This is a genomic window from Chromobacterium sp. CCUG 30098, assembly GCF_059916605.1.
The window spans coordinates 63,855-89,471 of the sequence record NZ_JAUCGS010000012.1 but is presented as its reverse complement, the minus strand read 5'-3'; the positions used below and the strand labels follow the sequence as shown (position 1 = coordinate 89,471).

Annotated in this window: 24 protein-coding genes, 1 pseudogene and 2 riboswitches; of the genes and pseudogenes, 10 read left to right on the top strand and 15 right to left on the bottom strand. The window is 63.9% G+C overall.

Going from position 1 to position 25,617, the window contains the following annotated elements:
- A complete protein-coding gene (locus tag QUG03_RS21090) occupies positions 1–111 on the top strand; it encodes an ABC transporter ATP-binding protein (protein ID WP_500820914.1) in 111 nt (36 codons plus the stop codon).
- Positions 112–157: 46 nt separating this feature from the next.
- Here the strand turns inward: QUG03_RS21090 and QUG03_RS21085 are convergent, their stop codons facing one another.
- Together QUG03_RS21085 and QUG03_RS21080 are read right to left on the bottom strand one after the other, a co-directional pair.
- A complete protein-coding gene (locus QUG03_RS21085; protein WP_500820913.1) occupies positions 158–691 on the bottom strand; it encodes a hypothetical protein in 534 nt (177 codons plus the stop codon).
- Positions 692–958: 267 nt separating this feature from the next.
- Entirely contained in the window at positions 959–2,608 is a 1,650-nt protein-coding gene (locus QUG03_RS21080; protein WP_500820912.1) for a methyl-accepting chemotaxis protein, read from the bottom strand.
- A gap of 683 nt (positions 2,609–3,291) precedes the next feature.
- On the opposite strand from QUG03_RS21080, the gene QUG03_RS21075 reads away from it, so the two are divergent.
- The 4 genes from QUG03_RS21075 to QUG03_RS21060 all read left to right on the top strand — a co-directional run bounded on the left by QUG03_RS21075 (position 3,292) and on the right by QUG03_RS21060 (position 7,058).
- Complete coding sequence (locus QUG03_RS21075; protein WP_158274289.1) at positions 3,292–3,756, top strand: Xre family toxin-antitoxin system antitoxin; 465 nt, start codon at positions 3,292–3,294, stop codon at positions 3,754–3,756.
- Complete coding sequence (locus QUG03_RS21070; protein WP_235089194.1) at positions 3,753–4,193, top strand: RES family NAD+ phosphorylase; 441 nt, start codon at positions 3,753–3,755, stop codon at positions 4,191–4,193. The genes QUG03_RS21075 and QUG03_RS21070 overlap by 4 nt, the downstream gene beginning before the upstream one ends.
- A gap of 585 nt (positions 4,194–4,778) precedes the next feature.
- A complete protein-coding gene (locus tag QUG03_RS21065) occupies positions 4,779–5,753 on the top strand; it encodes a BPSS1187 family protein (RefSeq protein ID WP_500820911.1) in 975 nt (324 codons plus the stop codon).
- 111 nt (positions 5,754–5,864) lie between these two features.
- Complete coding sequence (locus QUG03_RS21060; RefSeq protein ID WP_488906365.1) at positions 5,865–7,058, top strand: hypothetical protein; 1,194 nt, start codon at positions 5,865–5,867, stop codon at positions 7,056–7,058.
- Positions 7,059–7,513: 455 nt separating this feature from the next.
- On the opposite strand, the pseudogene QUG03_RS21055 reads toward QUG03_RS21060, so the two are convergent.
- Positions 7,514–8,385, bottom strand: a pseudogene (locus QUG03_RS21055) (IS3 family transposase).
- 325 nt (positions 8,386–8,710) lie between these two features.
- On the opposite strand from QUG03_RS21055, the gene QUG03_RS21050 reads away from it, so the two are divergent.
- The gene (locus tag QUG03_RS21050) at positions 8,711–8,914 is read left to right on the top strand and encodes a cold-shock protein (RefSeq protein ID WP_107799522.1); all 204 of its coding nucleotides are present in this window, start codon (positions 8,711–8,713) and stop codon (positions 8,912–8,914) included.
- Positions 8,915–9,125: 211 nt separating this feature from the next.
- On the opposite strand, the gene QUG03_RS21045 is transcribed toward QUG03_RS21050, so the two are convergent.
- Complete coding sequence (locus QUG03_RS21045; protein ID WP_253315447.1) at positions 9,126–9,563, bottom strand: hypothetical protein; 438 nt, start codon at positions 9,561–9,563, stop codon at positions 9,126–9,128.
- A gap of 377 nt (positions 9,564–9,940) precedes the next feature.
- Between QUG03_RS21045 and QUG03_RS21040 the strand changes: the two genes are divergently transcribed.
- Entirely contained in the window at positions 9,941–10,252 is a 312-nt protein-coding gene (locus tag QUG03_RS21040) for a hypothetical protein (protein WP_500820910.1), read from the top strand.
- Positions 10,253–10,309: 57 nt separating this feature from the next.
- On the opposite strand, the gene QUG03_RS21035 is transcribed toward QUG03_RS21040, so the two are convergent.
- The 6 genes from QUG03_RS21035 to QUG03_RS21010 form a co-directional block, all read right to left on the bottom strand.
- A complete protein-coding gene (locus QUG03_RS21035) occupies positions 10,310–10,603 on the bottom strand; it encodes a hypothetical protein (RefSeq protein ID WP_107799519.1) in 294 nt (97 codons plus the stop codon).
- A gap of 229 nt (positions 10,604–10,832) precedes the next feature.
- Positions 10,833–11,678, bottom strand: coding sequence for an aminoglycoside 6-adenylyltransferase (locus tag QUG03_RS21030; RefSeq protein ID WP_500820909.1), 846 nt, complete (start codon positions 11,676–11,678; stop codon positions 10,833–10,835).
- Between the two features lie 72 nt (positions 11,679–11,750).
- Positions 11,751–12,929: an acetylornithine deacetylase gene (gene argE / locus QUG03_RS21025; RefSeq protein ID WP_500820908.1), complete on the bottom strand. Its 1,179-nt coding sequence runs from the start codon at positions 12,927–12,929 to the stop codon at positions 11,751–11,753.
- Positions 12,929–13,603: a DUF1028 domain-containing protein gene (locus tag QUG03_RS21020; protein WP_500820907.1), complete on the bottom strand. Its 675-nt coding sequence runs from the start codon at positions 13,601–13,603 to the stop codon at positions 12,929–12,931. The genes argE and QUG03_RS21020 overlap by 1 nt, the downstream gene beginning before the upstream one ends.
- Positions 13,600–14,022 carry a RidA family protein gene (locus tag QUG03_RS21015; protein ID WP_166454215.1) on the bottom strand — a complete coding sequence of 141 codons (423 nt, stop codon included), beginning with the start codon at positions 14,020–14,022 and terminating at the stop codon, positions 13,600–13,602. The genes QUG03_RS21020 and QUG03_RS21015 overlap by 4 nt, the downstream gene beginning before the upstream one ends.
- A gap of 11 nt (positions 14,023–14,033) precedes the next feature.
- The gene (locus QUG03_RS21010; protein ID WP_500820906.1) at positions 14,034–15,302 is read right to left on the bottom strand and encodes a flavin-containing monooxygenase; all 1,269 of its coding nucleotides are present in this window, start codon (positions 15,300–15,302) and stop codon (positions 14,034–14,036) included.
- 97 nt (positions 15,303–15,399) lie between these two features.
- Between QUG03_RS21010 and QUG03_RS21005 the strand changes: the two genes are divergently transcribed.
- On the top strand, positions 15,400–16,302 hold the full coding sequence (locus tag QUG03_RS21005) for a LysR family transcriptional regulator (RefSeq protein ID WP_500820905.1): 903 nt from the start codon (positions 15,400–15,402) through the stop codon (positions 16,300–16,302).
- 29 nt (positions 16,303–16,331) lie between these two features.
- On the opposite strand, the gene QUG03_RS21000 is transcribed toward QUG03_RS21005, so the two are convergent.
- The 3 genes from QUG03_RS21000 to QUG03_RS20990 are packed head-to-tail and all read right to left on the bottom strand — an operon-like array spanning position 16,332 to position 20,718.
- Positions 16,332–17,714, bottom strand: a complete 1,383-nt coding sequence (locus tag QUG03_RS21000; protein WP_500820904.1) for an aspartate aminotransferase family protein — start codon at positions 17,712–17,714, stop codon at positions 16,332–16,334.
- Positions 17,715–17,767: 53 nt separating this feature from the next.
- Positions 17,768–19,174, bottom strand: coding sequence for an APC family permease (locus QUG03_RS20995; protein WP_500820903.1), 1,407 nt, complete (start codon positions 19,172–19,174; stop codon positions 17,768–17,770).
- A gap of 44 nt (positions 19,175–19,218) precedes the next feature.
- The gene (locus QUG03_RS20990) at positions 19,219–20,718 is read right to left on the bottom strand and encodes an aldehyde dehydrogenase (RefSeq protein ID WP_500820902.1); all 1,500 of its coding nucleotides are present in this window, start codon (positions 20,716–20,718) and stop codon (positions 19,219–19,221) included.
- Positions 20,719–20,883: 165 nt separating this feature from the next.
- Here QUG03_RS20990 and QUG03_RS20985 point away from each other — a divergent pair, with 165 nt between their 5' ends.
- Complete coding sequence (locus QUG03_RS20985) at positions 20,884–21,669, top strand: LuxR C-terminal-related transcriptional regulator (protein ID WP_235089155.1); 786 nt, start codon at positions 20,884–20,886, stop codon at positions 21,667–21,669.
- A 34-nt stretch (positions 21,670–21,703) separates the two neighbouring features.
- On the opposite strand, the gene QUG03_RS20980 is transcribed toward QUG03_RS20985, so the two are convergent.
- Positions 21,704–22,318: a trimeric intracellular cation channel family protein gene (locus QUG03_RS20980; protein WP_107801818.1), complete on the bottom strand. Its 615-nt coding sequence runs from the start codon at positions 22,316–22,318 to the stop codon at positions 21,704–21,706.
- 9 nt (positions 22,319–22,327) lie between these two features.
- Here QUG03_RS20980 and QUG03_RS20975 point away from each other — a divergent pair, with 9 nt between their 5' ends.
- Positions 22,328–22,594 (top strand): hypothetical protein, encoded by a 267-nt coding sequence (locus QUG03_RS20975; protein WP_500820901.1) that lies wholly within the window; start codon positions 22,328–22,330, stop codon positions 22,592–22,594.
- Positions 22,595–22,637: 43 nt separating this feature from the next.
- Positions 22,638–22,820: riboswitch (glycine riboswitch) on the bottom strand.
- Position 22,821: 1 nt separating this feature from the next.
- Positions 22,822–22,908, bottom strand: a riboswitch (glycine riboswitch).
- Between the two features lie 136 nt (positions 22,909–23,044).
- Here QUG03_RS20975 and QUG03_RS20970 read toward each other — a convergent pair.
- Positions 23,045–25,570: a DUF3141 domain-containing protein gene (locus QUG03_RS20970; RefSeq protein ID WP_500820900.1), complete on the bottom strand. Its 2,526-nt coding sequence runs from the start codon at positions 25,568–25,570 to the stop codon at positions 23,045–23,047.
- Positions 25,571–25,617 lie beyond the last annotated feature (47 nt).

Here is a 25,617-nt window from a genome sequence, read left to right as displayed (position 1 = left end):
GTGGTGGAGCAGGCGGACGCGGACCAGATCTACCGCGAACCGCGGCAGAGCTATACCCGCAAGCTGTTGGAGTCCATTCCGCAGGGCTGGGTGGGCATGGCACCGGCCTAAGCGCTGACGGCCATTCACACAAAACCGCCGGGAAACCGGCGGTTTTTTATTGTCCGGCCAGCGCGCGGAAACCGTAATGCAGCAGCGCGTAAGCGCCAAACAGGATACAGGCCAGCGCGCCGTAAGCCAGCGCGGAGCGGCTGGCGTGGCTCAAGTCCGTGCTGCTGGGCAGGCAGCCATCCCAGCACTGCGCCGCCAGAAAGCCCAGTCCGGCCGCGGCCGGGCTCAGCCACGGCCAGCGCGCCGCCAGCGCCAGCAGGCCCCAACCCAGCGGCAGCAACAGCAAGGGCGCAATGCCGATGGGCAGCGCGTTCCACCACGTCAGCCGGTTGAAGCCCACCTGACCCAGCGTCAGCTGCCGGCCGTTGCGACGCGGCCACACGCTGAAGCGGCTGGGCCGCGCCCGCAGCAGCCAGCCCACCAGGAAGTGGCAGAGCTCGTGCAGCACCGTGCCCGGCAGCGACAGCGCCACATAGGGCCAGAACCAGGCGCGGCGGCTGAGCAACAGGAACAGCGCCGGCCACAGCAGCACGGCGGGAGAGGGGGCGAACGGCGCGTACAGCGGCTCGAGGACGGACATGGGAGAAGAGGGCGGGCGAAAACCCGGATTGTGGCATGAGGGCGCGGCCGGACCAAGCCGGACGCGCCCTCAAGCTTGAGAGGCTGGATGTTTAGAAGGCGTTCAAGGGCTGAAGCTTTAGAGCCATTCACGATCTTGCGAGCTAGAGCGAGACAAAGCGAAACCGGCTGAGAAAGCGGAATGTACTCGTGGTACATGAGCATTTCGAAGCGGTACTCACCGTGTCACGTTTCACGACGCGCAGCAGATCGTAAACAGGTTCTGAATTTAATCCGCGCGGAAGCGGTTAATCGCCGCATCCAGCCCATGCGCCAGGCCGGACAACTGCTGCGCCATGGCGGAGGATTCCTCCACCGACAAGCCGTTTTCCGTGCCCATATTGGCGATGCGCTCCACGTTCTTGGCGGCGTCGTTGCTGGCCGTGCTCTGCTCGCGCATCGCCTCGGCGATCTCGCTGGTTTTCTCCAGCAGACGGGTGGACAGCACGCGGATCTGGGCCAGGCGCTCGGACAGCGTGCCGCTCAGCGCCACGCCGGCTTCCACTCGTTCGGTGGCCTCGCGCATGCTGGCCACCGCCGTGGTGGTGTCGCCTTGCACCGCCTTGATTTTTTCGGAGATTTCGCCGGTGGCCTGCGCGGTGCGTTCCGCCAGCTTGCGCACCTCGTCCGCCACCACGGCGAAGCCGCGGCCGGTTTCGCCGGCGCGCGCCGCCTCGATGGCCGCGTTCAAGGCCAGCAGGTTGGTCTGCTCGGCGATGTCGTGGATCACGTCCACGATGTTGCCGATCTCATCGGAACGCTGGTTCAGGCCGATGATGATGGTCTCGGAGCGGCTGATTACGCTGGCGATCTCGGACATCTGCTGCGCAGCCTGGCCGGCCACCTCGCTGCCGCTCACCGCCTCGTTCATGCTGCTCTTGGCCTCGCCGGCCATTTCCACCGCGTGCTCGGCCACCAGATTGATGCTGACCGTCATCTCCTCCACCGCGGCGGCGGTGGACGAGGAAGCGTCGGTCTGCACCTGAGACGCCTCGGCAATGCGCTTGGACACGCCGGACAGCGCGTGAGCGGTGTCGTTCACCTGCTTGGCGTCCTCGCGGGTCTGCTGCAGAAAAGCGCGCAGATTGCCCAGCAGTTGCGCCAGCGCGCGGCCGGTTTCGCTGACCTCGTCGCGGCCGGTTTGATCCACCGTCACCGTCAGATCGTTCTTCTCCGCCGCGTGGCGCATGGTCTGCTGCATGGCCTGCAAGGGACGGGTGATGGAACGGACGATGGCGAAGGCCAGCGCGACGCCCACCACCAGGGCCAGGCCCAGAATGGTCAGCATCATATTGCGGGTGTTCTTCATGCTGACCGCCAGCGCGTCCTCCGCGGACTGCGCGGACTCGTCCGCCAGCTTGCTCAGGCTGTTGAGCGCGTCGCGCGCCTCGTAGAGCTTGGGCTTGAACGGGGTGATGCCGGCGTCGCCGACATTGGCCCGGCTGATCTCGCCGCTGGCGATCTTCTGATACAGCCCGTTCATGCCCTGCTCGTAGCCGGAGATGCCGGTCAGCATGCTGTCGAAGGTTTTCTGGTGATCCGCGGCCATGGCCATGGACTTGGCGGTGGCCGCCTGGTTCTTGAACTCGGCGATGTGCTTATCCAGCAACTGCTTGTTGGTCTGGATGCTTTGGTCCGAGTTGTCCGGATTGCCGATGCTGATGAAGATGTTCTTCTCATCCTGGCGGATGTGCAGCATATTGCTCTGCATGGCGTTCATCTGGTAGCGGAACGCGATTTTCTGGTCAAACAGCGAGGTCAGCTCGCCATCCATCTGGTTCAGCGACCACCAGCCGGAACCGCCCACCAGAGCCACTGCAAACAGCAGGCTGCCCGCCAGCGCGGCGATGCGCTGCCCGATCGTGAATTGACTTAACATAATGCCCCCCATAGGCGCTGATATTCATCTTTTTTCATAGCAAACGCCTATGAATTGGCGATTGCATCAATGTGTGAAGACGCAGCGCTTCGTGCCGGCACGGACTCCAGCTTGGGCCGGGACTCTGGAACATCGGGAACGGGCCCACAGGCCGGAATGACGGAGTGTTTCAATGCCAGCGCCCCTCCTCGTGCGGAGGCGGAAGCGGTGCGACGTTCATTGAATAGGCGCAATCATAATTCACGCCGCGCCGATAGTCCTAATGGTTATTTTTGCATCGCAAAGCGGGAACATAGGGTGTATGTCCGGGCAAGCGGGGCAAGGCGGGCTGCCAAGGCCGGGCATGGGGCCGATATGAGGTTTTTTCATGTCCTGTGCAATGTAAAAGACATAAAGTCCGCATTGCCGCTTTCAAACGTCAAGATTGGGGCGGCCTAATCCAAGCGTCCGGCGTGCAGCTTCTGTTGCGTTTAGACCCGCTAACAAAACCCCTGATCCTGCGTTGCGCCTCCTTGCCGTACTACTTGTACTGCCTGCGTCGGCGCGCCTTGGCTCAGGTTCTCTGCGAGGTTTTGTTAGCGGCTCTTAGAGTCAGAAGAGGGAAGCCGGCCAAGCCGCGCCCTTGTTTTGTTTTGGCAAAATGCCGATAATAAATGAGCAAATTGCCAAATCAAGGAGGGGCCATGAAAGCGCTGCAAGTATTCGTGCCGGAGACACCGGTCCCGCCCATGGTGGAACACAGCCTGTTGCAGGAACTGAGCGTGTTGGTGGGGCAGGAAATGCTCAACGATTTCGACGTGGCCAAAGTGGTGGAGCTGGGCGTGGACACCGGCATGCTGGAGCGCCTGGTGGACGCCGGCCTCAGCCGCGGCGAACTGGAGTTCGTCATCCCGCCGCGCACCCTGTCCCATCGCATCAAGAAGGGCCAGACGCTGAACACCGAGGAATCCGAACGCGGCGTGCGCGTGGCCAAGCTGCTGCTGCTGGCGGAAGACCTGTTCGGCGATAAGGACGCCGCCGCCCAATGGCTGCGCAAGCCGCTGCACCGCTTTGAGGGCAAATCGCCGCTGGATATGGCCCATACCGAGCCCGGCGCGCGGCTGGTGGAACAACTGATCGCCCAAGCCAACGAAGGCTACGCGGCGTGATTGCCTGGCGCATCAGCCGCTACGCAGACCTCAAGGGCCTGGGCGGGTTGCGCTGGCCCGGCCGCTGGCATCCCGCCGGCCAGCCCATCGTCTACCTGGCGGACCACCCGGCCAGCGCCATGCTGGAAGCGCTGGTGCATCTGGAAGTGGCCGTCCTGCCCGCCACCTTCACCCTGCTGCAAGTGGAACTGCCGGACCGGCTGGTGCAGACGCTGGACCAGGCCAGCCTGCCGGCTGACTGGACCCTGCAACCCGCGCTCACCCAGGGCCTGGGCCACCACTGGCTGCAACGTCAGGCCTCCGCCGCGCTGCAAGTGCCCAGCGCGGTGGCCCCCAACGCCCACAACTACCTGCTCAATCCCCTCCATCCGGACGCCGGCGCCTGCCGGATACTCAGCGTGCGGGACGTGCCTTGGGATGCGCGCCTGAAGTCTTGATGAAGACCCCGCCGTGCCTACCTTCCGCTTGTCCAACGGTCTGTGCCTTGTCTTGCTGTTTTTAAACTTTTCGATGTAAACAATTGTAAACAAATTCTTGGCCTAAATCCGCCTTGCCGCGCTTTTGCGCGCAGGACAGCGCGAGTAGAGTCGGAGAGCGTGTTTACGATCTCGCAAGCCAGAACGTGGCAAGGCGAAAGCGGCTGAGAAGACGGAATGTACAAGGGGTACATGAGCATTCTGAAGTTGTTTTCAACGCCGTATCGCCGACGCGCAGCAGATCGTAAACCGATTCTTAGAGCCTGTTCAAAGTCTCGCGAGCAAGGGCGAGACAAGGCGAAAACGAGCGAAAAAGCGGAATGTACAGGTGGTACATGAGCATTTTGAGCTTGTTTTTAACGCCGTATCGCTGAAGCGCAGCAGACTTTGAACAGGTTCTGAGAAAACTAGCCAAGGGCTCACGTAGGCCCAAGGCAGCCGGGGCAATTCAACCCACTTACAGAGCGGCTGACAAACCCCTGATGCCGCGTTGCGCCGACTTGCCGTACTCAAAGTACTGCCTGCGCGGCGCGCTTGGCCTCAGACGTGAAACTGAGTTTGTTAGCCGCTCTTATTGAAGATGCGAGGAATGCAATGACAGTTTGGAAATGGGCTGGCAAGACGGCCGCGGCGGCGCTGCTGTTCAGTATCGCCACGGCCACATGGGCGGACGCTGTCCGCAAGGATATTCTTCCCGCGGATACCGATGGCGGGATTGTGGCGAACAGCGGGCCGCACATCGTTTTCTCAACGGAAAGGGGCGGACACGCGCCGCTGCTGGTCTTCCTGCCTGGAACCGGCGGCGAAACCACGCGCACCGTGGTGGGCGAACAGGCTTTCATCGACACCGCCCTGGCTCAGGGCTACCGCTTCATCATCCTGTCCTACATCGACACGCCGGCCGTTTCCCAGGTTTGCACCCGGCCGGTGCTGGCGACCAATCCGGACTGCGCGGCACAAATGCGCCAGAAGCGCGCCTTTGGGGAAAACGCCACCCCGCTGATCCAGGACAAACCCAAAGACGCCATTGTCCATAGACTGACCGCTCTGCTGCGCTACCTGGCCAAGACCGATACCCAAGGCCGTTGGGAACAGTATCTGGACAAGCAAGCCGTGGACTGGAGCAAGATCGTGCTGTCCGGACAATCCCAAGGCGGCGGCATGGCCGCCTATATCGCCAAGCGCGTGGCCGTCAGAGGCGTGATCGACTTTTCCGGCGGCTGGGACATGCGCGCCAACAATCGCATCGCCTCCTGGTACGCCTCTCCCGGCGCCACGCCGCCGGACAGATTGTTCGGCACCTATCACGTGCAAGAGCGCTTTGCCGATCTCATCCGCACTTCCTATAACGCGATGCGCATCCCGGCCGACCACCAGTTTGCGCTGAATAAACCGATACGCCGCCCCAACGCCGACAACCCCGGACATGGAGAAGGCGCCAGCAATCCGGTGTACCGGGAACTGTGGCAGGAGATGTTGGAGCAGCTTAAGCGGGGGGGTGAGGGGCAGGGGCGGGGCTGACGGGAGAGGAGGCGGGTATGCTGTCTACGACGCCGCCCCCTCCTACTTGGCTGGCTGAGTGTGCTGCGTCACAATATATCTTTATCATTCCAATGCAGCAGAGCCTCACGCATGGACAAGCAGCCGGACTTCGAAAAAATCATTACCCTTCCCAAGCGTGCAAAGTTTGTTTTTTTCATGCTCTCCATGTTAGTGCTCATCTTCTTGCTTAGTCGGGCCAGTGGTGCTGACATAGTTATCAAAGTTACGGCCTATATCCTTCTACCCTTGCTTGAAATGTTCATCATTGATGCGCTTGTTTTTGAAAAAACGATTGTCAAAAAAAACGAAGTAATTATTAGAAGTATCTTATTCGCAAAAATAATAAGGACTGCTGATATCTGTGGGTATAGGATCGAAAGGGTGGGGCAAAGGGATTGCATAAATTTCTATGGGAATGGTGAGGGCGTTTCTCTTTTTTCATGGCCGTATGAGTATGTGGAAAAATATGCGCTTCATGATTTTATCAGTCGCCATGCTAATCTCAAATTTAATGATGAGAGAGCTATCCAAAGTTTGATTGTATCCAATGCCGGCTATGGTGCTACCCCAGTGGCGAGAAGGAAAACATTGCGATTAATCAAGGTTGTTAATCTAACTATATTGATTGCACTTTTTGTTCTGACTCTGCTGTCCATATATCCCTTGTATCCCTCCGCGTACTCGGTCATCGCCATCTGTTCCGGAGGTGTCGCTATTTTGCTGCCGGCAATTTCTACAAAATTCTTCTCCGTATCTCTGCTGGATAAAAGGGAGTATGCGGCCAGGGTTAACTGCAGTGTCATTTTGTTGTTCTCGATTGCTATTCTATGTCTGCTCTTGTTCTCGGCAGCCAGCGAGTACCATTATTTTGCGCCGTCACTCCCGGAGAGGTATGCGGTAGTATGGATTATCTTGGTGGCGATCTCTTTTGCGTTATCTCAGTTGGTTTCAATAAAGAACAAGCAGGGGCGCAGTAAAAATTACTTCTTCACACTCGCCATTTTTGCTTATGCCACATTGACTGTCATTGTTCTCAATGGTGTATTCGATCATGCTCCATTCACTACCGAAAAATTCATTGTGCAGGATGTCCAGATCACGTCGGGCAAAAGCGCAAGCTTTGTCCTACAGACCAAATCCATGGGCCTCCACAGCAAGGAAGAGCTTGCCATCCACGTTCCCTTACGCCGTGACGTGAGCTTTTTCAAAGGCGATATTGTCTGCAGGGAACGGCATCAGGGCTGGCTCTCTATGGCCTGGGAATACCAAGGTGAATGCCGCTAACGAGACCAGTTCTCCGTGTGGTATGCAAGAACCGGCGTCACAACAAGTCCTGAGCTACAAATCCAGACCTGCATTGCGTACTGCCCTATATGGAAGGCTAGGCTGACTTCAACCGCAGCCTCCAAAACCTGTCCCGCTTTGTAGTTATTGCGCATGTACGGCCCACACCGTCGTGCACCTGTGTTCATTTGGGTATATCAGAAACTATGTATGAGCCGGTTGCTGGTCATCAGTCTGTCGAAAGACAGTTTTGGTGAAGTTGGCACCTCCCAGATGAAGATTTGGCAGGTAATCGGCTAAAGCAGAAGTTCATGTCCGGTTGACCAATGACGGCTGAGCGTCGCATTGCAGACTCAACGCCAAAGAGAAGCTGCATCGGAGCTAGGAAGGACGGAGGGCAACAACACTGGCCATGAAGATGGCGAAGCCATGGCCGGTGAATCGGTCCGGCTTCTCTAGGCAAACGCTATCGGCGATTGCCCATTTGCGGAACCATGCCGGCACCTCGGGTTGTAGAACATCTCCATGTAATCGAAGATGTCCCGCCGAGCTGCTTCTCAGTAGTGATAGACTTTTCGCTTGATACGCTCCCGCTTCAGTAGCTGGAAGAAACTCCCCGCTACAGCATTGTCGTGGCAGTTCCCGCGCCGACTCATGCTGGGTGCCACGCGATGGACCTTCAAGGAGCCCTGCCAGTTGGAACTGACTCCCCTTGTCGGAATGCACCGGCAATGACCTGTCTCAGGAACAGGTCCAGCACTACCGCCAAGTACAGCCACCCCTCATGTGTGCGGATATACGTGATGTTGGTCACCCAGGCTTTATTTGGCGCATCCACGGTAAACCTGCGCTGCAGGTAGTTCGGTACGGCCACCACCGGACGGCCACTGTCAAATGTCCAGGGCGTCGGCGATAGCCTGTTTGCGAACGCAGACCTTCCTGCTTCATCAGCAGTGCCCACGATGTTTGCCGCAGCGCTCGCCCAGTGCCCGCAGGTCGTCATACATTTTGCGGTAGCCATAGGCTCCGCCACTCTCTAGCCAAGCCTGCTTGATTTGCCCCGGCAAACGCTGGTCTTCGCGGGCACGAGGTGAATGCTGGGACGCTTTCCAGGCGTAGTAGCCACTGGGGTGCACAGACATGACGCAGTCGTCGAACTGGAAATTGTTGCTTGTGGGCCTGGATGAAGGCATGCCTTACCCGGATTCCTTGGCAAAGGGGTCGTAGCGTTTCAGCCATTGATACAGGCTGTGGGTAGGCACGCCGAGACGGCTGGCGACGTCGGCGACGGGGTAGTCGCGTTCAGTGACCTGTTTGATGTTTCAATCTCGAACTCTTCGGGGAACGCTACCTGCCCATGAAGCCTCTTTGTAGGGCCTAGTGTGAGGCTCTAGAGGTGTGGAAAGGAGGGGCGATTCATTGGCTACTGCTCGCTTTTTGGCAACAAATTCCTGCTCAAATTGCAAAATTCAAATATTGCTATTGACCAAGCCGGTGTTTTGCGAGTATTCTTGTCGCGATTTTCAAGCGCTATATCTATCGATACCTCAGTTGTCCATACAAGTTGGTCTGCTTTGTTTCCTTATCTATTCCTTGACTATCATGCTTTCAGGCAATTTGTTGCCCTTAATCTGAACACCAAGGAGTGAATTATGGAAACTGGTATCGTTAAATTTTTCAATGACGCAAAAGGTTTTGGCTTTATTACCCCGGACAATGGCGGCGATGATCTTTTCGCTCACTTTTCCGAAATTCGCGCAGACGGCTTCAAGTCCCTGCATGAAGGTCAAAAAGTAAGCTACACCCGAGCAATGGGCCAGAAAGGCCCGGCTGCAACCGCGATCCAGCCGCTCTAAGCATTATCGCTGCAATAAAAAAGCCCCGTATGGGGCTTTTTGCGTATGCATAGATGTCGAGTAAATGAGAAAGCCGGTCTTAAGACCGGCTTTTTTTATTGCCGTATCGGCGAGCTAGCTGTCGCATGGCCGCCGGATGCTTGTTTGGGCAGGAAGCCGTTTTTTCCCGCTTAGTAAGCCCATGCCCCCAGCTCCCGCCGGGGGCCTCCCTTTACGGACTCTTCTTCAACACCTGTCGCTCCAGCAAGGAGCGCTCCACCTGCGCGTCCATCATCCGGTGCTGATGGTCGGTGTAGGCGTAGACATTCATCCGCCTTGCGCTGAGCGAGATCAGCCGCTCAAGGTGGTTGAAAAAGCCCAGCCAGTAGCCGCGCTGCTCGGTGCGGCTGAAGTCGATGTCGCGGGCGACTCGGCTGAGCAGGCCCTGGCCCACGTAAGCCGGGTTGTCCTTGAACCATTGCAGCAGGTGGGCGGCGCATTCCCGGCCGTAGGCCTGGGCCTGGGCGGGGGTGGCCGGCGCGGACGGCATGTGCCAGTAATGCGGATAGGTGCGTCCGGGAAGACGGATGACGAAGGGCAGCAGGACTTCCTGGGTTTCTAGGGCCGGGGTGCGGTAGCGCCGTCGGCGCGGGAAGAGAGATTGCGGCATGTCGTTACTCCTGCGATGAAACAAGATTAACAAGCTGCCTATCCAGGAAAGGATTTGGCAGGCGCGTGATGGGATTGGCATTACCGAGCCTGACGAACCCCGGCGAGCGCGTAGCGCTCTCCCACCATGCACCTGCCGTTAAAGCATGGCAAAGCGCAAGCATGCGCGTTGACGCGCATGCTTGGGTCATCAGGCGTTTCGAGATGCCAATCTCGATGCCGTGTTTTTGCGGCACGCGGGGATTGTTGCCGACTATGCGGGCAGGGTCAAGGCGCGGCGGCCGCGTTTCAGCTGGCATGCTGAGCGGAGCAAGCCGGCTGGGGGTGTTGGCGGCGGCGGGCTAGAATCGATCGTTCCATCTCAGACGGAGCTTGAACATGATTGTCAGAACATGGCATGGCTGTGTGCCGCGGCGGCATGAGGCGGGGTTTGCCGCGCACCTGGAACAGACCGGCGTCCAGCACTCCAGAAGCATTGCGGGCAACCTGGGGGCTTTTGTCCGCCAGGAAGAGCAGGGGGAGTGGACGCATTTCTTTTTGGCGACTTACTGGAGGGATCTGGAGGCGGTCAAGGCGTTTGCCGGCGACAACTACCATATCGCCGTCACTTACCCGGACGATGAGCAGTTGGAGCTGTTGTCCGATCCTTATGTGTTTCAGCATGAAGTCAGCGAAACCGCCCCGTTGTAAGAGCCCGTTCAATGTCTGCCGCGCGCCGGCGCGGGCGATGTCGAAAAGGCCATCGATTTAATCGCTGTTCGCCTGCTCATCAGGGCGTGGCTGCTGTTGCGGTGTCATCACCGGCTCAGCCTGCCGGCGCTCAACCTTCTCCACCTCGTCCTGAGGCGGCGATGCTTCTTTGTTCTCTCTCTTGAACATATCGGGCGGGTTTGGCATCCGCATCAGTTGTTGCTGCATGCGCAAACTGTCCGTTATGGATTGGTGGATTTGCTTGAACGCCGGGTGAGAGGGGGAAAATGAATCCGCCGAGGCTGCCGCGCTGTATAGCGCTAGCGGCAGCAGAAGGGCGTGGATACGCATCTTATTCCTGACAAAGTATCTGGCCGCGGGGGACGCGGCGCTTGGCTTGTATGGCTTGGCTGGCGCGCTTCCGCTGTGAGGAGGCGCGTGGCTGGACTGAAGACAGGCGGACGGAAGCGAACGCCTGAAAGATAGGGAATTCTATCTAACCATGCTCAAAGGTCAAGCCCACGGAAAATCCGCCGCCTGGCGCGGCGCGTGGGCAAGGGGGCGTCGCGGGAGCGTGGGTTTAGGCCGGCGCGCGGATCAAGTCGCGGATGCCGGCCTCCACCGCCGCCGGGTAGTCGAAGCCGGCGTGGGTGGCCACTTCGCGCGCCACTTGGCTGTACAGCCGCAGGGTGGCGTGGAAGGCGCGTTCGGCGTCGGCGGCGTCGAAGCGGCCAAAGGCTTGATGTAGCGCCTGCCAGTGTTCAGGCTCCGCCCAGTGTTGCAGCCGGGTGCCGATATGCCAGCAGTCCGCCGCCGCGCCGGGGCGGCTGTGGGCGTGCCATTCCAGCATTTCCAGCAGTAGTTCCTTCATGGTCCAGTCCCGAAATTTGACGACGAATAGCTCCCCGCGCGCCAGGTATTTGGGGATGTGAAAGGCTTCGAACCAGAATTCCTCCACCCGTTCGCGGAAGCGCTCCTCGCAAGGCAGGGCCGGCGCGGCGGGGCGGCCTTGCGGCGCGGGCAGGTCTTGGGCCGCGCCGGTTTTGTCCAGCAGCACGCGGTAGCCGCGCTGGTACAGCGGGTCCAGCCCATGCTCGCGCATGGCGTGCAGCCGGGCGGGGCCGGCCAGGGTGAAGTCGATTTTGACGCTGTCGCCGTAGATGGCCAGGCGGGTGGGCCAGGCTTGGCCTTCGCCCAGGCGCAGCACGGTGAGCAGGGGGCCGATGTCGCGCAGCCAGCCGTCGTCCGCGGCCAGCGCCGCCGGGTTCGGGCCGATGATTTCCAGGTCCAGATCGGAGTGAATGTCGGCGCTGCCGTCGTCGCGCGCAAAGGAGCCGGTGAGGATCAGCGCGTCCACGTCCGGGCGGCTGTGCGCCCAGGCGATGGAGGCGTTCAGACGCTGGGCTTGTGGGGTATCGGGGTTCATGCGGGGCTTTCCGGAACGGGATGTAAGCGTGGTAGGCCCCCGCAAGCGCGGGAAGGTTCCGACGCGGCCGGATTAGGGGCAGGGAGCGGGCTCGCTCAGCCGCCGCCGCAGCGCGGCGAGCAGGGTGTCGCAGGCACTCAGTTGTTCCAGCGCCAGCCATTCGTCCGGCTGGTGTGCCTGGGCGATGCTGCCAGGGCCCAGCACCACGGCGGGGATGCCGGCTTGTTGGGAGAACAGCCCGGCTTCGGTGCCGAAGGAAACCTTGGCCGGCGCGCGGGCGTCGCCCAGCAGCGATTGCGCGAAGCGCACCACGTCGGCGTCCGGCGCGGTGAGCAGGCCGGGGTAGGCGCTGCGTTCGGTGAAGACGATGTCGGCGTCGGGGTCCACCGCGCGCATGGCGGGCAGCAGTTGTTGGCGGGCAAAGTCCATGATGGCGGACAGCAGCGCTTGCGGCTCGTCTTCCGGCAGGTGGCGGATTTCAAATTCGAACTCGCCGTGCTCGGGGATGATATTGAGCGCGCTGCCGCCGCGCATGGCGCCCACGTGCAGGGTGGTGTGGGGCGCGGGGTAGAGCGGGTCGAACGGGCCTTCTGCCGCGCGCCGGCGCGCCAGTTGGCGGATGAAGACGATGAGTTCCGCCGCGTATTCCACGGCATTGACGCCGGCTTGGGGCAGGCTGGAGTGTCCGGCCTTGCCGCGCAGGCGCACATGGTAGGCGAGCTTGCCCTTGTGGGCGGCCACCACGCGCATGAGGGTGGGTTCGCCGATGATGGCCATTCTGGGCAGGGTCGGCAGCCCGCCCAGCACGTCCAGCAGCCGGCGCACGCCGATGCAGCCGATTTCTTCGTCGTAGCTCAGCGCAATGTGCAGCGGGGTGCAGAGCCCGGCGGCGGCGAAGTCCGGCGCGGCGGCCAGCACGGCGGCGATGAAGCCTTTCATGTCGGCGCTGCCGCGGCCGTAGGCGCGCTGCTCCCGTACTTGGAGGCGGAAGGGGTCGCCGCTCCAGGCTTGGCCGTCCACCGGCACCACGTCGGTGTGGCCGGCCAGCATCACGCCGCCCCGGTCCGCGGGGCCGATGGTGGCGTAGAGGTTGGCCTTGCCGCCGTCTTCGCTGCGGATCAGCTGGCTGGAGATGTCCCAGCCGGCCAGGTAGTCGCGCACGAAGTGGATCAGTTCCAGGTTGGAGCGGTGGCTGACGGTGTCGAAGCCGACCAGCCGCTCCAGCATGGCCAGCGAGCTGTAGCGTTGCATCATGGATCTCCCGCCACGCCGTAGCTGGGCGCATGCTGCGGGGTCAGCGCCCGGGCAAGATAGGCGTCCATCTGCGGCTGGTAGCGGCGCCACAGCTCGGCCAGTTCCGCCACCGGCTGGCCGTCGCTCCAGTCTATGCGCAGATTGACGGCCGGCCATGCGGTATCGGCTGTGGCCAGCAGGCCGGCGGAATGGATGGGGCCGGCTTCTCCACCCGCGTCCACCGCGGCTTGCAGCGCCGCCAGCAGGCGTTCCGGCAGGCCGCCGCCGGCGGCCTCGTAGGCGGCCACCATGGCTTGGGGCAGTTCGGCCGTGGCCAGCAGGTTGCCGCCGGCGGCGCAGTCTCGGCCGGTGGCGGCGCCATGCAGGCCCAGCGCGTGCCGGCCGGTGATGACTTGCGGCCGGCCTTGAAGCGGGGCCAGCACCAGTTGCCGCCATTCCAGGTGAGGGTCCGCCGCCAGCAGGCCGGCGCGCAGCGCGTCGTCTGCGCCGCCTGTCGCCATCAGTTCCAGCGCCAGCGGGCCTAGCAGCGGGTTGCTGACGTTCTGGCTCAGCGCGGCGCCCACGCCGGCGCGCACATGGGCGCAACGGCTGGCCACGCAGATGCTGGAGGAGGCGATGGCGACGCCCGCCATGCCGCTGTCCCGGCAGCGGGCTGCAATGGAGAAGGTCATCGGCGGCGCTCCTCGGGGATGACGGCGGTGACGTCGATTTCCACCAGCCATTCCGGGCGCGCCAGCGCCGATACCACCAGGCCGGTGGATACCGGGTAGACGCCTTTCAGCCATCGGCCCACCACCAGATAAACGGCTTCGCGGTAGCGCGGATCGGTGAGGTAGATCACGATTTTGCAGATGTCGCCCAGCTCGCTGCCGGCTTCTTCCAGCAGCAGTTTGACATTGGCCATTGCTTGTTCGGCCTGGGCGGCCACATCGCCTATGCCTACGGATTCGCGGCTGTCCAGGTCCTGGCCGATCTGGCCGCGCAGGAAGACGAGATTGCCGGCCACCACGGCCTGACATAGGTCGTTGTCCAGTTTTTGCTCCGGGTAGGTCTGCCGGGTGTTGAACGGTCGGATGCGGGTGTGGGTCATGGCGGGCTCCGTTAAGCTTGTGCGCGTTGGCCGGCGTCGCGGTAGGCGGCGTATTGGCGTTGGATGGCGATGTGGTCGGCAATGAAACGGGCGTCGTGCCATACCCCCCAGAGGAAGGAGGAGCCGCGGTGGGACAGCCAGGGCAGGCCCAGGAAGTAGACGCCGGATTCGCTGGACACGCCGCGCTGGTGTTGCGGCTGGCCCTGTTCGTTGAAGGCCGGGACTTGCAGCCAGCTGTAGTCCGCGGCGTAGCCGGTGGCCCAGACGATGCTGGCGACGCCGGCCGCGGCCAGGTCCAGTTCCAGGATGGGGCGGGTCACGCATTCCGGGTCCGGCGGCATATGGCGCGCGGCCGGCTCCTCCGGCAGATCCAGCCTGTTGCGTTGGATATAGGCGTCCGCCGCCGCCAGCAGGGCGAGGTAGTTGGCGTCGCCGCGGGCGAGGTTGTCTGCCAGGTCCGGGGCGAAACGGGCCGCGCCGCGCTCAAACGCTTGGGCGCTGCCCAGCAGGGTGAGGCCTTCATGCGCCAGCGCGCGGAAGTCCACGGTGTGGCCGCCGCGCGCGCCGCTGACGGCGATGGTGACGTGGGCGGCGTCCGGTTTGGGGGCGCTGGCGGTCCATTCGCCCAATACGCCCAGCCACCAGCAAAAGTCGCGCTGACGGTAGGCCCGCGGCGGGCGGTTGTGCGCGCCCACGGAGAGATAGACGCGCTTGCCGGCGCGTTGTAGTTCGTCGGCGATCTGCACGCCGGAGGAGCCGGCGCCCACCACCAGCACCGCGCCCTCCGGCAGTTGTTCCGGCGCGCGATAGTGGGCGGAGTGGATTTGCAACAGCGCGTCGTTCTTGGGCGCGATGGCCGGGATGACGGGCTGTTGGAAGGGGCCGGTGGCGGCCACCACGCGTTCGGCCTGGAAGGCGCCGGCCGAGGTTTCCACGATGAAGCCGGACCGGTCCGGGTGGCGGCTGACTTTCAGCACCTCCACCCCGGTGCGGATGGGCGCGTTGATTTTTTGGGCGTAGGCGGCCAGGTAGTCCGCCACGCGTTCCTTGGGCGCGAAGGCGTCCGGGTCCAGGCCGGCGAATTCCAGTCCGGGAAAGCGGTCATGCCAGGCCGGGCCGTTGCAGACCAGTGAATCCCAGCGCTGGCTGCGCCAGCGTTCGGCGATGCGGTGGCGCTCCAGTACGATGTGGGGCACATCGTGGCGGCTCAGGTGTTCGCTGATGGCGATGCCGGCCTGGCCGCCGCCGATGATCAGCGTGTCTGTCTTGTCGATTGCCATCTTGACGCCTCCTGTTGCGTGCTTGACAAGGGCAGTCTACGAAGCCAGGCTGGATACGGAAAATAGTTATATCTTCTGCATTGAATAATTTTAAATTATGCAATACACCCTGAGGCAGTTGGCTTATCTGGTCGCCGTGGCGGATCACGGCAGCGTCACCGAGGCGGCCAAGGCGCTGCACACGTCGCAGCCGGGCGTGTCCAGCGCCATCGCCCAGCTGGAGGAGGTGTTCGGCCTGCAGCTGTTCATGCGCCACCACGCGCGCGGGGTGTCGCTGACGCCGGCCGGGCGCAGCTTCATCGCCGCCGCGCGTCAGTTGCTGAAGCAGGCGGAGGATTTGACGCCGCAAGCGCAGGAGATCAGTCAGTCCTTGCGCGGCCGGGTGACGCTGGGCTGTTTCACCACCATCGCCCCCATCTTGCTGCCGCGGCTGTTGTCCGCTTTGCGCGACGTTCACCCGGAGTTGGAAGTGGATTTGCTGGAGGGCGACGCCCGGCAGCTGCGGGAGGCGCTGGCGGACGGGCGGATCGAGCTGGCTTTGGCCTACGACCTGGGGCTGCCGGAAGGCTTGCACAAGCTGCCGCTGTCCGGCGCGCGTCCTTACGCCTTGGTGGCGGGGGATCATCCGCTGGCCGGACGCGGCAAGGTGTCGCTGGCGGAGCTGGCGGCGGAGCCCTTGGTACTGCTGGACCTGCCGCACAGCCGCGAGTATTTCCTGTCCTTGTTCCGGCAGCAGCGGCTGGAGCCGAAAGTGGGGCTGCGCACCATCAATTTCGAGCTGGCGCGCGGGCTGGTGGCGGCGGGCTTCGGCTACGCCTTGCTCAATTTGCGGCCGGAGGTGGACCTGGCTTACGGCGGCGGCAAGCTGGCCTGCCTGGACATTGCCGACGAGGTGCCGCGGTTGCCCATCATGCTGGCCTGGCCGCAGGCCTTGAGGCTGACGCGCAAGGCGGAGGCGGTGCGCGAGCTGTGTTTACGCTTGTTGGGCGACGACGGTTGAGCGCCGCGCCCGCGCGCTCATCTGTTCCTCTAGCGCAGGCCCATCTCCTCCGCGGTGCGGTCCACGGCGATGCGGGTCTTGTCTATGAGTTCGTCGATCTCGCCGCGGCTGATCACCAGCGCCGGCGCCATGATCATGCGGCCAAGCGTGGAGCGTAGGATCACGCCCTCGTCAAAGCCTATGCTGCGGCAGCGCCAGCTGATGTCGGTTTCGTCGGCGAAGCGATGCCGCGTGGCTTTGTCGCGGCAGAACTGCAAGGCCGCCACCAGGCCGGCGCCCTGGATTTCGCCCACCAGCGGGTGTTGGCCAAACACCTCGCGCAGGCAGGTTTGCAGATAGGGGCCGGTGTCCGTCCTGGCGCGCTCGACCAGTCCTTCGTCTTGCAGCACGCCCAGGTTGGCCAGGGCCACGGCGGCGGCCACCGGGTGGCCGGAGTAGGTCAGGCCGTGGGCGAAGACGCCGCCTTGCTCCACCAGCGTTTCACCGATGCGGCGCGACAGCACCAGGCCGCCCATGGGGATGTAGCCAGAGGTCAGGCCCTTGGCGATGCTGAGCGTGTCCGGCTGAAAGTGGAAATGCTGGTGGGCGAACCATTCCCCGGTGCGGCCAAAGCCGCTTATCACCTCGTCGGCGCATAGCAGCACCTCGTATTGGCGGCAGATGCGCTGGATTTCCGGCCAGTAGCTGTCCGGCGGGAAGATCATGCCGCCGGCGCCCTGGAAGGGTTCGGCCACGAAGGCGGCTACCTTGTCGGCGCCCAGCGCCAGGATCTTGTCTTCCAGCTCTTGCGCGCATTGACGGCCAAACGCTTCCGGGCTCAGCCCGCCGCCGTGGGCGAACCAGTACGGTTCGCCGATGTGCTCCACGCCGGGGATGGGCAGGTCTCCCATCTCGTGCATGAACTTCATGCCGCCCAGGCTGGCGCTGCCCACGGTGGAGCCGTGGTAGCCGTTGTGGCGGCCGATGAAGATTTTCTTGTCCGGCTTGCCCATCACGTCCCAATAACGGCGCACGCAGCGGATCAGCAGCTCGTTGGCTTCGGAGCCGGAGTTGGTGTAGATCACGTGACGGTAGTCGCCGGGCAGCAGGGAGAACAGCCGCTCGGATAGTTCGTTCACCGCCGGGTGGGTGGTGTGGAAGAACACATTGTAGTAGCTGAGCTGTTGCAGTTGCCGGGCGGCGGCGGCAATCAGCTCCTGCCGGCCGTAGCCCACCTGGGTGCACCACAGGCCGGACATGCCGTCCAGGTAGCGCTTGCCGTCGGTGTCCCACAGATACACGCCCCGGCCCTCGGCCATCACCCGTGGGCCCTCTTGGTTCAGGGCTTTCTGGTCTAGAAAGGCGTTGATGTGGTGGGCGGCGTCCAGTTGCTGGTAGTCGCGGGTGCTGCGGCGGGGCGTGGAAGTGGTCATGACGGTCTCCTGCTTGGGGGTGGGGCCGGACGGGGCCGGCGTTAGGCGTTTGGCTAGTGCCGGGTCAGCGCCTGGTCCAATGGTTCCGGGCGGAACAGCGGCTTGCGCATCACCAGCTTGATCCACAGGACGGCGATCAAGGACACCAGGCCCAGCACGAGGCCGGCGCTGGCGAAGATGGCGGCGCTCATGTCCGGGCTGGGCGACACGTGGTAGATGGCGATCAGCATGCCGACGATGCCCAGGCATTGCGGCAGCGGGTAGAACGGGGTTTTGAAGGGGCGGGCCAGCGCGGGGTAGCGGCGGCGCAGGGCGATCACGTCCAGGTGGCAGATGATGTAGGCCAGCAGCCAGGAGATGGCCGCCGCCAGCAACAGCAGGCCTATGGTGTCGGGGTCGTCGCCCATCAGCAGCACCGGCGCGCCGGTGATCAGGGCGACGAAGAGCACCGCCACCCATGGGGTGCGGTAGCGCCGGCTCAGCTGTTTGAACTGAGGAAAGACCTGGCCGTTGCACGCCATGCCGTACAGCATGCGCGGCACCGCCGCCAGGGAGCTGTTGAGCGTGCTGCAGGTGGCGGTGAAGGCGATCACCACCACGGTCAGCTTGCCGGCCTGGCCCAGCAGCGCGGTGGCGTATTGCAGGTGCGGCAGCGGCGCGGCGGTCAGGGTGGCGCGCGGCAGGTGGTAGAGCGCGCCCATGCAGTAGAGGGCGATGGTGATGAAGATCACGCTGAGGCCCAGCATCATCGCCAACGGGATGTCCCGTTGCGGGCGGCGGCTTTCCTCCACCAGCGGGCAGGTGAATTCCGCGCCGACAAAGCCCCAGATCGCCAGCGCTCCCAGCGTCAGCACGCCGGCGCCCAGCGGGTTCCAGTCGCTGTTGGCGGCCTGGGCCAGCGCCGGCGGGCCGCCGCCGCTCAGCGCGGTGCTGCCCAGCGCCAGCAGCGCGACGATCATCACCAGGGCCAGCGCCGATTGCAGGCGGGCGAACACATCGATGCCCAGCAGATTGAGCAGGGTGAAGATCAGCAGCACGCCGTAGGCGACGCCGTTGAGGGGAAAGACGCCGGGGTAGACCTGGTTGACGATGCGGTCTAGCAGCAGGAGTTCGGCCGACAGCGCGAACATCGCCACCACCACATAGCCGGAAAAGGTGGCCAGGATGGCGGGGAACTGGCCCAGGGCCACCTCGGTGTAGCTGCTGAGGCTGCCGGCGCGGGGAATCATCAGCGCCAGCTCGGAGAAGGATACGGCGTAGCAGAGCGCCAGCAGGAAGGCCAGGCTCAGCGGGATCAGAAAGCCGATGCCGGCCATGCCGGCGCCTTGCAGCATCAGCACCATCACGCCTTGGGATACGACGAGGCCGATGGCGACGGCGAGCAGCGGGGCGAGGCCCAGGCTGGCGCGAAAAGGGGCGGGGGCCGGCGGCGGAGCAAGGTGGGCTTGCGGTGTGCGCATGGTGTGTCTCCTACTATCTTGTTGTGCCGACTGCGGGACGGCGCTTATTCGTCTTGCCATTGCACCCAGGTGGTTTTGAGGTGGGTGTAGTGGTCGATGGCGTGCAGCGACAGATCGCGGCCAAAGCCGGATTGCTTGCAGCCGCCAAACGGCAGGCCGGGGTCCAGCGCGTCCACGGCGTTGACCGAGACGGTGCCGGCGCGTAGCCGGCGCGCCACGCGGTGGGCGCGCGACAGGTCTCGGGTCCACACCGAGGCGGCCAAGCCGTAAGGGCTGTCGTTGGCGATGGCCACGGCCTCGGCTTCGGTGTCGAAGGGCATCACCGCCAACACCGGGCCGAAGACTTCCTCGCGCGCCAGCGCCATGTCCGGGCGGACATCGGTGAAGACGGTGGGGCGGATGTAGCAGTCGCCGCCGTCCAGGCTGAAGCGCTCGCCGCCGCACAGCAGGCGGGCGCCTTGGCGGCGGGCTTGGTCGATGTGGGCCATGATGCGCTCCGCCTGGCGGGCGTCGACGATGCAGCCGCTGCGGGTAGCCGGGTCCAGCGGGTTGCCCGGTTGCAGCGCGGCCGCCTCGCGCAGCAGGCGTTCCAGGAAGGCGTCTTGAATGGAGCGTTGCAGCAAGAGCCGCGAGTTGGCCGAGCACACCTGGCCCTGATTGAAGAAAACGCCGAAGGCGGCGCGCCGGGCGGCGGCGTCCAGGTCGCAGTCATCGAACACCAGATTGGGGCTTTTGCCGCCGCACTCCAGCGCCACTCTTTTCATATTGGAGTCCGCCGCGTAGCGCAGAAAGGCTTTGCCCACTTCGCTGGAGCCGGTGAAGCTCAGGCAATCCACGTCCGGGTGCAGGCCCAGCGGCCGCCCCACCTCGTCGCCGTAGCCCGGCAAGACGTTGAGCACGCCGTCCGGCAGGCCGGCCTCTTGGGCCAGTTGGGCCAGGCGCAAGGCCGACAGCGGGGATTGCTCGGCCGGCTTCAGGATCACGCTATTGCCGGCCATCAGCGCCGGCGCCAGCTTCCACGCGGCCATGTCCAGCGGGAAATTCCACGGGATCACCGCCGCCGCCACGCCCAGCGGTTCCCGGGTGATCAGGGCCAGCGCGTCGTCGGCGCCGGGGGCGGCCTCGCCGTACAGCTTGTCGGCGGCTTCGGCGTACCAGTCGAACACGCCGGCGGCGCCCGGCACATCGATATGGAGCGCATCGGCAATGGGCTTGCCGATGTCCAGGCAGTCCAGCAGCGCCAGTTCGTCGCCATGCCGGCGGATCAGCGCCGCCAGTTTTTGCAGCACGGTCTTGCGCTGGCGCGGGTGACAGCGCGACCAGACGCCGGATTCGAAGCTGGCGCGGGCGGCCCGCGCCGCCCGTTCGACATCGGCCTCGCCGCAGCGGGCGATCTCGGCCAGGGGCCGGCCGTGGATGGGGCTGATGTCGGTGAAGGTGCGCCGGTCGGCGGCGGGCACGAAGCGGCCGTTGATGAAGGCGAGGCAAGGCGAGCGCAAATCGGCGGCGCGGTCTTGCCAGTAGGACAGATCCTGCGTGGGCATGGCGATCACTCCTGTTCAGGCGGCGCGACGGGGTGGGGGAAGCGCTCACATCACGGCTGGTCTTGTCGCGCAGGCTGGAGCCATACTAGTCAGTCCCCTTGGCGGCGGACATCACGCGAAAGCGTTAGAGCGGAAGGCGGGACTAACCTGATCGGGGTAGCTGGCATGCAGCTGAATGTGGCGGATCTGGTGTTTCACCAGCAATTGGGGCGCTTGTTGGACGGCGTCGACAACGCGGCCTTTTGGCAAGGGTTGGCCGCGTTTCTACGGGAACGCCTGAGTTTCGATACCTGGGTGGCGGTGCTGTTTCGCCAGGAGGCGCCGCCGTGGGTGCTGGCGGATCACGCGGCCAATTACGCCGCCGACGATTTGTTCGCCGACTACCGGCGCGGCCTGTATCTGCTGGACCCGTTTTACGGTTTTGCGCTGAAGCGCCCGGCCGCCGGCGTGTACCGGCTGGACGAGGTGGCGCCGGACCGTTTCCGGGAGACGGAGTACTTTCGCCGTTACTTTTCGCGCAATGTGGTGGCGGATGAAATCCAGTTTCTGCAAGTGTTGCCGGAGGGCGTGCTGTCCCTGTCCCTGGGCAGCAAACGCCGCTTCAGCGAGCAAGAATTGGGCGTTTGCAATCTGTTCGCGCCCTGGCTATTGCCCTTGTCGCGGCTGGCCGCGCGTATGGACGAAGGGCTGCGTCAGCCGGCGGCCAGGGCGGGCAGGCAGAGCCGACGGGAACTGGAGGAGGAGCTGCGCGCGCAGGGCTCCTCGCCGTTGACCAAGCGGGAGGTGGAGGTGGCGCTGCTGATACTCGGCGGCCACTCCACCAAGGGCGTGGCGCGCGAGCTGGGCATTTCGCTGGAAACCGCCAAGGTGCACCGCCGCCATCTGTACGCCAAGCTGGGCGTGTCCAGCCAGGCGGCCTTGTTCCTGCTGCTGGCGGGGATTCAAGCCTGATGCCGCGGCGCGGCGGTGAAACAGCTAGGGTTAGTTAATGCAGGTCGTGCCGATACATGAACACCGGCAGCCTCCATTCGCGCCAGATGGCGGCCAGACGGATGGCGAGGCCGACGGCGAAGCTGGCCAGCACGTTGAGATCGTGCGGCACGCCCAGCTTTATCAGGCCCAGGTAGAGCAGGGCCACGGCGAAGGAGACGCTGGCGTACAGCTCCTGGCGGAAGACCACCGGCACGCGGTTGCACAGCACGTCGCGCAGGATGCCGCCGGCAATGCCGGTGATCATGCCGGCCATCACCACCACCACCGGGTGGTAGTCCATGGACTGGGCCACGCCGCAACCTATGATGGTGAAGGCGATCAGGCCCAGCGCGTCCAGCACCAGGAATACACGGCTCAGGCGTTTCATATAGCGGGCCACGAACACGGCGGCCAGGCCGCCGGCGATGACCAGGCCGACGTATTCCGGGTGTTGGGTCCAGCCTATCGGGTAGCGGCCCAGCACGATGTCGCGCACGGTGCCGCCGCCCAGGGCGGTGAGGAAGGCGATGACGGTAACGCCGAAGATGTCCATATTGCGGCGGCCGGCCGCCAACGCGCCGGTCATCGCTTCCGCGGTGATGGCGATCAGATAGATCAGGGTAAGCATGTAGTTGCAATGGTCAAACAGGCTGGCGCCGAGATGCGCGGCGAAGCCGGGTGGGAAAATGGGTTGGCAATGGGCGGGCCATGCCAGGTGGCGCGCAGCCTGGGCAAGCGTTTCGAACACGGGTTTTCCTTGAGAGCTGGTGCACGATCTGCTGCGCTGCGACGATACGGCGTTGAAACCCGCTTCGAAATGCTCATGTACCACGTGTACATTCCGCTTTCTCAGCTGTTTTCGCCTTGTCTCGTCCTTGCTCGCGAGATCGTGAGCACGTTCTGAGCACGGCCGGCGGGCTGCGCATGGGCGCGGCGCTGCCGGCATTGCCTCTCCCCTTGTCCTTTTACCTGAGAGTTAGATGACGGGCGCGGCCTCAGTGCGGGCCTTGCCGGGTGTCACTTGCCCCTTCGGTGGGCGGCTAAGGGCCGGTCACATCATCCGACGCGCTCTCGCTGAAGCGTAGCAGATGATGAACGGGCGCTTAGGGCCTCTCTCCAATCGGCTGGTATCCATGGGCTGCGGTACTGTTGCCTGAGCGATTATGGGAGTTTGCGTCTTCGGCGGGGGCGCATGCCCCTCTCTCCCGCAGCAGGCAAGGATATTAGCGTTTGCTGTATTGTTCAGTCAACGACTGTATACGTGGGGCGAGGCAAAAATGTTGCAGTGCGGTATCGACATGAAAACGCCCGGACGGCGGTTTGGCTGTCCGGGCGTTTTTGCGCTGGCTGATGCTTAGTTGCTCGGCGTTTTGGGCTTGGCCGCGTCCTTGCCGGCGGCGGGTTTGCGCGCGGCCGGGGTTTTGGCTGCGGGGGCTTTGGCCACGCTGGCTTTGCCCGCGGGCGCTTTGGCGGTTTTGGCCGCCGGGGGCTTGCCGGGCGCCGGCTTGGCCGCGGCCGGTTTGCTGCTGGCGGGTTTGGCGGCAGCGGCGCTGGGCTTGCCGGCGGTGGGTTTGGCCGGGGCTTTGGCGGCCGGCTTGCGCGGCGGCGCCGCTTTCTTGGCGGGCGCGCTGGCCTTGGCGGCGGGGGCCGCGGCGGGAACGGTTGAGGCTGCCGCTATGGCCGGCTCGGCGGGCGGCAGGATGGCCGGCGCCGCCGGCGCGCGGGTGTCCAGTTGCAGCGCGTGGGCCGCTTGGTCCAGCCTGAGCTGTTGTTCCGGGGCGATGTCGCCGCTGAGCGCCAGCAGTTCATGCGCCAGCTGCCAGGCCTGGCGGCGGCGGTGTTCTTCCGGCAGCAGCTTGGGCAGGCCGGCCAGCGCGCGGGCTTCGTCCAGCCGCACCAGGAAAACCTGCTTGCGGGCGATGTCTTTCAGCTCCATCAGGGTCAGCGGGTATTCGTGGCGGATGTCGCGCATGATGCGGCGGATGGCGTTGAACGGGCGCTCGTCTATGATGCCGCGGCCAATCGCCACATAGGTGAGCAAGCGCACGAAGCCGTCGGCCAGGGAGCCGCTTTCGTAAGCGGGGTCCAGCACCTGGCGCTTGAGTTGTAGCCTTTCCTGTTTGTTCCAGCTGTCGCAGCGGGCGGCGCGGGCTTCGCGCGCGGGCTGCACGCCCACGACGGAGGCCAGCCACGGGGATTCGTACACGGCTTTGAAGCAGTGTTCGGTGGCGGCGTCGCGCAGGTCGCGGTAGCGGTCCAGGCTTTGCGTCATCCAGCCGGACCACTGTTCTTGCAACCGCCACAAGGGGTTGTCCGCGCTCACCGGCTGGCGGTGGGCGCGCACGTATTCCGCGGCGGGTTTGAGCCAGCCGAGCCAGGGATTGAGCGGGGAGATCAGCGTGCGTTCCAGCCGCGCCGGGTTGAGCTGGCGCAGCCATTGGGCGCTGGCTTCGTTGCTGACGGCGCGCACGGCCGGGGAAACGAAACGGTTGTAAATGCCCTGGTTGATTTCGGAGACGCGGCGCACCGCTTCAAAGGCGCGTTCGTCTTCGCGGCCGTCGTCCAGCGCCAGGATGTCGGCCACTTCGCGGGCTTCGAAACGGATGATGTAGCGGCCCTTGATGTATTCCTGGCCGGGGGTGTTGGGCGCCACGTCCTCGATGACGGCCTCGTACAGGCCGGGGGCCAGCACGTCGATCAGGTCCAGCGCGCTGGCGAATTCGCTGTGTTCGCGGTTGGCGATGCCGGCGGAGACGAAGATGCCCAGGTGGCCCACCTTGTTGTGCAGGCAGTAAATGATGGTTTGTTCGTTGTCGCGGATGTCTTCCGCGTTGTCGTACAGGTCCGGTATCCAGTTCAGCGCTTGCTGCGGTGGGGTGATGTTGTCGCCCCAGGAGGCGAACACGATGATGGGGGAGCGGATGTTGCGCATGTCCACGCGGTGCTGGTCGCTGCTGACGATCTTGCCTTCCACCAGGTGGTTGCCCACGAAGAGCTGCTGGGAAATCCATTCCATTTCCTGCTTGTTCAGCAGGTAGTGGCCGCCCCACCAGCGTTCAAAGCCCAGATAGCGTTCGCGCTCGGTGTCCACCTTGGCGTACAGATTGTAGGGCTTCTTCCACAGGGTGTTGGCCGGGTCCAGCTTTTCAAAGTTGTTGACCAGGTGGGCGCCGTCGAACTTGCCGTTGCCCAGATCGCCGGCCAGGGAGGCGGTCCAGGTGCCGCCCAGCATGCCGCCGGAGTAGCGCATCGGGTATTTGCCGGTGACGCCGGCCCAGTAGGACAGCGGGGTGCCGGCCAGCAGGATGGGGCCGCACAGCTCCGGCGCCACCGAGGCCAGCATGGCCAGCGCCCAGCCGCCCTGGCAGTTGCCGATGACGAAGGGCTTGCCGTCGCTGTCCGGGTGCAGTTCCCTGACCTTGCCGAGGAAGACGTATTCGGCGCGGCTGACGCTTTCTATGGTCTGGCTGGGCACCGGCTGGGGGAAGAACATGATGAAGTAGCAGGGGTGGCCCTGTTGCAGCGCGATGCCGATTTCGCTGTCCATCTTGAAGCCGCCGATGCCGGGGCCGTGGCCGGCGCGCGGGTCTATCACCACGAAGGGGCGCAGCGCCGGATTGGTGGCCGGGCAGCCGGCCGGCGGCAGGATGGCGGCCAGCGCATAGTTGGCCGGGTCCGGCAGGCTGCGGCCGTCCAGGATGATTTTGTAGTCGAACACCAAGACCGGCGGCTTGCCGCTTTGCACGTGTTGCAGATAGTCCGCGCCGCGGTCATGCAGCACGTCCCAGTAGAGGATGCTGCGCTCGCAGGCGTCGCGCCAGTAGTCGGCGACCGGGTTGGGGGAGAAGAGCTTGGACCAGACGGCTGTTTGCGACCACATACGGCACCTCTTGGTTGGTATGACGGATAACTGGCTACTGTACCCTG